This is a genomic window from uncultured Chitinibacter sp. (genome assembly GCF_945957625.1).
Classification (GTDB): domain Bacteria; phylum Pseudomonadota; class Gammaproteobacteria; order Burkholderiales; family Chitinibacteraceae; genus Chitinibacter; species Chitinibacter tainanensis.
This window is the reverse complement of sequence record NZ_CAMFLP010000025.1, coordinates 1-6,945: the sequence shown is the minus strand read 5'-3', so window position 1 is coordinate 6,945 and position 6,945 is coordinate 1. Positions and strand designations below refer to the sequence as shown.

Sequence of the window (6,945 nt, the reverse complement as noted above, 5' to 3'; positions counted from 1 at the left end):
CCCGGGTCGCCTTTGGGGTGAAGGGGTATTTGGCGAAGCAAATACCCCTTCCCGTCTGCGCGGCGGAACGCGCATTAAAACATCGCGCCAACGGCGCAAAAAACCTGCTGACTTTAAAGGTTCACGATGGCATGGCCTGCTGGCGCAGGCGGTATACCGGCGGTTTCGCCCGCCGGACGAGCAAGGGGCAGTCTTGCCTTGCCCCTTGCAACCCTAACGCGCCCGATCACCGCGAAACCCCGTCCGTCCAGCGCTTGGCAAGGCGCCGCAAAACTCGCTGCGCGCTAGCGTCGCGCAGCTCAAACAGGTTGCGGCTTAAAACCTTGCCAACCGCCTCCCGAACGGCGCGGCTCCACGGGCGATCCGTGCTAACCATGGTAGGGGTATATTCACCAAAGCAAATACCAGCAATGCCTTCAGCACAATACTACTGCTAGTATTTACCGCGCAGGTGAAGTTGGGACGGGTTCTCCCCTTCAGCGGCGCCGAGCGAGGAACAGGCGGGGCGGGGTTTCGGCGAGCACTGTTCGAAGGCCGTAGGCCAAGTCGCGCAGCCGCCGCCTCGACTGTCCGCAGCGAGGGTACGGGCGCAGCCCGCGCTGCTGCGGGGTCGCCTTCTCTTGCTTACTTCTCTTGGCGAAGCAAGAGAAGTAAGTGCCGCGGCGCATAGCCGCCAATCCGTGGTGGATGACAAATTATGAGTAAAGAAAAACCGCCGTGGATAGCGGTATTCTGTAACTGATTGGCCGAGAAGCATAGTCCAAGCCACTGCGCCATGGCTGCTACTATTCGACGTCACACAAGAGCTTTGTGCACAAATCATCAATATTCGCGAAGCTCACTCTGCTAAAGTGCCTCACTTCAAAAATCTGGATTTTTTCCGGAATAGTCGCGGATCGAATATATTTATGTGCTTTTTGGCCATGAGCAACAATGGCACGAATTTTGGGCATACCATGAATCAGCGTTTTTAATACATCATAATTTGGAACTCCATCGCCTGCCCCGTCTAGGCGCTCATTGCAAAACGCATTCGTTTCCATGCATTTCACACCTCGCTCTCGAATCCGATTAAGTCTAAGGCGTGTATTGCTAACGTATTTGCCAATTTTTTTGCGTTCTTCCATGTAATACATTTCAAAAGCATCAAAATCGAAACCGGTTTTGGTATTCCAGAAAGACCACCAGTCGATAGAAAGTTTAGTAGCGGGGTTTTCTCCGATAATAATCACTTCACAGTCGGAGGGCAGTCCTTTACATACAAAGGGTCTTTGGTAACATGGCTTTGGAATTACTGATTCAAGTTTTTCAGTCCAGTCCAACATCTAATAGCTCCTAACGATGAAACCTATACTTTCTCGAAGTGTTTAATTGTATTGATTAAATTCGGCTTGGGGCACGCCCCGAACCGATGTTTAATTAACCACCACAATGCTGGATTACATCTGCAGCTAATCCACCCCACACATCAAAACATAACAACCATCACCGCTTCGTTATCTCCGCCCAAATCTTATCCAACCGCTTCACCGACACCGGATACGGTGTGCGCAGCTCTTGCGCGAAAAGGCTAATCCGCAGCTCTTCGATCATCCAGCGAAATGGCATCAAGGGGAGGGTATCTCGCCCTTCGCGTTGCCATTTCTCGATCTCCGTCGTATACCGCTGCATTAGCTCGTTGATCTCCGCGCCGCGCTGGCCATCGCGGCTCGGGTTTTGCACGCGTTTTTCGAGGCGGATTTTCATGGCTTTCAGATACAGCGGCAGGCGCGGTAGCTGCTCCCACGGGGTATGGGCGAGAAAGCCGGGGAAAACGAGGCTAGCCAGCTGGGCTTTCAGCTCGGTTTGCAGCGCGCCGGCTTTGGGTAGCAGGCCGTTGATGGCAGTGTATTCGGGCGCAAGCTCGGTAAGGGTGCGCAGCACGGCATCGCGCACCGAGGGCAGGCGCACTTTGGCGCGACTCTTTTGCTCGTCGAAATCTTTCTTTTTGCGCGGGGCTTCGTCTTCGCCCAGAAAGGCGCGCTGGCAGATGCATTCAACCACATCGGCCAAGAGCTGATCGCTATTGCCCAGCGCGCGATACTGAATCGCCAGCTGATTGAAATTGGGCAGGGCTTTGGGCAGCTGTTTAACGTGCTCTTTGAGCTCGAATTGCAGCAGCTTCACTACGCCGGCGCGGTGCGCCTCAAGTGCAGCGTGTTCGGTATCAAACAGGCGAATGGCGACGCATTCTTTGCCGGCTTCATCGCTATCGGGAATGAGGCCCGGATAGCCGATCATGCCTTTGCCGTGGCGTTTGAAATTGAGCTTGGCCGGCAGATCGCCAAAATCCCATTTGCTAAGGCCGGTTTTTTCGATGCCGGTGCTCTCATCGGCCGTATCGCGGAAGGTGAGCTGGGCGGCTTCGCCCAGCTGGGCGCGAATGGCGATCAGATCGCGGCCTTGTGCCAGCTCCTGGCCGGCATCATCCACAATGCGGAAATTCATTTGCAGATGCAGCGGCAAATCTTTGCTGCTGATGTCGTCGGCGCTCACCGGCTGGCCGCAGCCGCGGGTGATGGCTTGCGCCAGCTGCGGCAGCAAGGGCGCTTCACGGTCGGCACGCTCCAGCTCAACCAGCATGCGGGTGGCAAACTCGGGCACCGGCACACACAGGCGGCGAATCGGCTTGGGCAGCGATTTCACCAGCAGGGTGATTTTTTCGCGGATCAGGCCGGGCACCAGCCAATCGAAGGTGGCGTGATTCACCCGATTGAGCAGATGCAGGGGGAGGGTAATGGTCACCCCATCAAGCGCGTGGCCGGGTTCGAACCGATACCCCAGTGGTAGCTTGGCATCGTGCAAGCGGAAAAAGGCCGGATATTGCTCTTCGGTGACGGCGGCCGCGCTGTGCTGCATCAGATCATCGCGGGTGAGGAATAAGAGCTGCGGGGCGACTTTTTCGGCTTCTTTGCGCCAGGCTTCAAAGCTGGCGCCATTGATAATCTCGGCCGGCAGCTTGGCATCAAAGAAGGCAAACAGCGCGTGCTCATCCACCAGTACATCCTGGCGGCGGGCTTTGTGTTCCAGCTCTTCCACATCCAGCAATAGGGCCAGATTGTGCTCGAAGAATTTGGCGCGGGTTTGGAAATTGAAATTCACCAGTGCTTCGCGGATAAAAATCTCGCGCGCTTCCACCGGATTGATCGGGCCGTAATGCACTTTGCGCCGCGCCACAATCGGCAGGCCATACAAAGTCACCCGCTCGGAGGCGCTGACCTGCGCTTGTTCCTTGCTCCAGTGCGGATCGAAATATTGCTTTTTCACCAGATGTGGGGCGAGCTTTTCTACCCATTCCGGCTCAATGGCGGCCACGCAGCGCGCATACAGCTTGCTGGTTTCCACAAGCTCGGCCGCTACGATCCATTTCGGGCGGGCTTTTTTCAGATTCGAGCCCGGAAAGACCGTGAATTTAATCCCGCGCGCGCCCAGATATTCGTCGTTTTCGGGTTGCTTGAAGCCCAGATTGCCCAAGAGGCCGGTGATCAGCGCCTTGTGGATTTGCTCGAAAGTGCCGGGCTTGTCGTTCAGGCGCAATTCGCTGGCCATCTCGGAGAGCTGTTTGTGTAGCTCGCGCCATTCACGCATGCGCAGGTAGGAGAGGAAATTGCGATGGCAATCCTGTACCAGCTGGCGGTTGGAGGTTTTGTCGGCTAAGAGCTTTTCGAAGTAATCCCACAGCCGCAGGTAGGAGAGGAAATCGGATTTTTCCTCTACAAATTTGGCATGGGCCTGATCGGCAGCCTGGCGGGCATCAAACGGGCGCTCGCGCGGGTCTTGCACCGATAGCCCCGAGGCGATGATCAGCATTTCGCGCAGACAGCCTTCCTCTTGCCCGGCCAGCAACATGCGGCCCACGCGCGGATCAACCGGCAAGCGCGCCAGCTGTTGGCCAATGGGGGTGAGCCGATCTTGCTCATCCACGGCATTGAGCTCGCGCAGCTGCTGATAGCCATCGGCAATCAGCTTGCCCGATGGCGCTTCGATAAACGGAAACTCATCCACCCGGCCCAGGCGCAAGGCGGCCATGCGCAAAATTACGCCGGCAAGGCTAGAGCGCACGATTTCGGGGTCGGTAAACGCCGGGCGGGCGTTGAAATCGTCTTCCGAATACAGGCGTACACAAATCCCGCTGGCCACCCGGCCGCAACGCCCAGCGCGCTGGCGGGCTGAGGCTTGCGAGATTTTTTCGATTAAGAGCTGCTCGACTTTCGCCCGCGGGCTGTAGCGGTTAATCCGCGCCTGGCCGCTGTCGATGACATAACGGATGCCCGGCACGGTGAGCGAGGTTTCGGCCACATTGGTGGCCAGCACAATCCGCCGGCCCGATTGGCCGGGGCGGAAGATGCGTTGCTGTTCTTCATTCGATAGGCGAGCAAACAGCGGCAAAATCTCGGCGCCCATCAGTTTGGCTTTGCGTAATTCTTCGGCGGTTTCGCGAATTTCGCGCTCGCCGGGCAAAAACACCAGCACATCGCCGCTGCCATCGCGGCGCCACAGGTTTTCCACCGCGTGCACCACGGCTTCTTCCATTTCCAGCTCTTGATCATCTTCATCCGTGCTGGCAAGCGGCTGATAGCGTACTTCCACTGGATAAGTGCGGCCTGAGACTTCCAGCACCGGTGCGCCATTAAAGTGGCGGCTAAAGCGGTCGGCATCAATCGTGGCCGAGGTGACGATCACTTTCAGATCGGGGCGTTTGGGCAGAATTTGCTTGAGGTAGCCCAGCAAGAAATCAATATTCAGGCTGCGCTCGTGCGCCTCGTCGATGATGATAGTGTCGTACTGGCTTAAAAAACGATCAGACAGCGATTCGGCCAGCAAAATACCGTCAGTCATCAGCTTGATGTAGCTGGCGCTTGAGCTTTTATCGGTAAAGCGCACCTTATAGCCGACATGCTGACCGAGCTCGGATTTTAATTCTTGCGCAATTCGCGCTGCGACCGAGCGCGCCGCCAGCCGGCGAGGCTGGGTGTGGCCGATCAGGCCATGAACACCGCGGCCCAGCTCCAGACAGATTTTTGGCAGCTGGGTGGTTTTACCCGAGCCGGTTTCACCACACACGATAACGACTTGGTGCTGCGCGATGGCGGCTTTGAGCTCGTCGCGGCGCTGATTGACTGGCAGGAAATCGTCATAATCAGGGCTGGGGAGTTTCTCTCGGCGCAGCGCTGATTTGGCCAGCGATTTATCCAGGCCTTGGCGCAGTTGCTGGTGCAGCTGATCGGTGGGTTGCTGGCGTTTTTCCCGCTCGGCAATCTGGCTAATTAGCCGGCCAAGGGCGTAGCGATCGCTACTTTGGGTATCAAGCAGTTGGGTGCGCAGTTCGCGAAGGGAAGAACTCATTGCCGCAGTCGTTTTTTAAGAGCAAACAAAGCGGCAATTTTAGCACGGCTGGGGGCTTAGTCCTGCCGGGTGAGTAAGTGACCGAGCGGCGCCGGCAATTGGCCGATGCGCCAGTGGGTGTTCTGGCCCAAACCATCGCAGAGCAAGAGCCCATCCGCCGGCAAAGTCTCATGTAGACAAGTGGTGCAACCAAGCTCAGGCAAGGTTTTGCCAATCAGCTCATCCGGACTAAAGCCCAGCGCCTGGCAGGCGGCGTGATTGGCAAATTGGATTTGCTCTTGCTGCACCAACAGCATTGGGTGTGGCAGGGTATTGGCCATGGCCCGTATCAGAATGCCGCTTTCGGTTTGCGCGAGCTCATTTTCTTTTTGGGCGGTGATGTCGATGGCGATGGTAAGGATGTAGGTTGCGCCTTCGCGGGCAATGGCGAGTTTGGTCATATCAAACCAATGCCGGCGCCCGCTGGCCAACACGCAGCTGTCTTCGATACGGATCACTTCACCGCTGGCTAAAACTTGCTCGTCACCTACGCTCAGGATGGGGGTATCGTCGTGCAGACCAAGGTGGGAGTGCACAATCTGGTCATGCCCCAGGAGGGTTTGTGTGGTTTGGTTCACCAACAGGAAGCGGCCATGCTGATCCCGGATAAACACCAGATTGGGGCTGGCGTCGATAATCTGCTGGGTGAATAGCTGCTGCTTGAAGAGTGCGGCTTCGGTGGCCTTGATGTGTGACACGTCACGTATGATCACCACGCAATCGCGCTCGCTCAGTGGGGTTAGCCGCGCTTCGAAGGTGTGCTGCTCATGTTCGGCGCCCAAGGTGTATTCGAAGCGGGCTTGGCGCTGGGTGTTTTGCAGCTCGATCAGGGTTTCCAGAAATTGCCGCGCTACCCGGGCCGGAAAAATGCTGCTGAGCTTGGCAAACTGGCTGCCGCTGGGGTGAAAGGGCAGATCATGCTGATTGTGTGAGCTAACCCGCCGGCTGGCGTAATCGATCGTCCAGAGTAAATCGGGCACCCCGGCCAGCACATCGTGGGCTTCGGCAGGCGGCACGATGGTGGTGTTGGTTTCGGTATAGGTATTAGTCTGTTTTGGCTTTGATACCACTGCCGGCCACAGCACGAGGCCAACCGTGGCGCCGAGCATGAATAGAATCAGGGTGTTGATCCAACCTTCGCCGTGGGCGGCATTAAAGCTAAAAAGCCCTAGAATCAATAGGCACAGGGTAATCGCATAGCCATGCGCGAGGGGGACTTGATAGCCCAGGCAGGTGAAGGTGGCGATTTTTTGCTCTGCGTCTTGTGCCATAGTCGGATCGGCCAGCCCAAGGTGGTGTTATCTGGCTGCTAAGTGTACAGGCAAACCCTGAGCGGTGCGATAGCGGCTCGGTATGCGGGTTATGGCTACAACACCTGCGCGATGAATGGCAGAAATACACGCAGTAAATGGCGTTGTAATGTGGGCAGTACTGACGAAGAAAAAACAGGGGGATAAGCAAGGATTTGGCGGAGTGGACGGGGCTCGAACCCGCGACCCCCGGCGTGACAGGCCGGTATTC

4 protein-coding genes are annotated in these 6,945 nt (G+C 56.8%); 1 reads left to right on the top strand and 3 read right to left on the bottom strand.

What is annotated here, in order from left to right; all coding sequences use genetic code 11:
* Window positions 1-217: hypothetical protein (locus QV747_RS16520; protein WP_288791576.1), on the top strand; the 217-nt coding region annotated here is incomplete at its 5' end.
* Between the two features lie 568 nt (window positions 218-785).
* On the opposite strand, the gene QV747_RS16515 is transcribed toward QV747_RS16520, so the two are convergent.
* From QV747_RS16515 to QV747_RS16505, 3 genes are all read right to left on the bottom strand, one after another.
* Window positions 786-1,325: a hypothetical protein gene (locus tag QV747_RS16515; RefSeq protein WP_273432712.1), complete on the bottom strand. Its 540-nt coding sequence runs from the start codon at window positions 1,323-1,325 to the stop codon at window positions 786-788.
* Between the two features lie 160 nt (window positions 1,326-1,485).
* A complete protein-coding gene (gene hrpA / locus QV747_RS16510) occupies window positions 1,486-5,385 on the bottom strand; it encodes an ATP-dependent RNA helicase HrpA (protein WP_273432714.1) in 3,900 nt (1,299 codons plus the stop codon).
* Between the two features lie 56 nt (window positions 5,386-5,441).
* Window positions 5,442-6,695 (bottom strand): PAS domain-containing protein, encoded by a 1,254-nt coding sequence (locus QV747_RS16505; protein WP_273432716.1) that lies wholly within the window; start codon window positions 6,693-6,695, stop codon window positions 5,442-5,444.
* Window positions 6,696-6,945 lie beyond the last annotated feature (250 nt).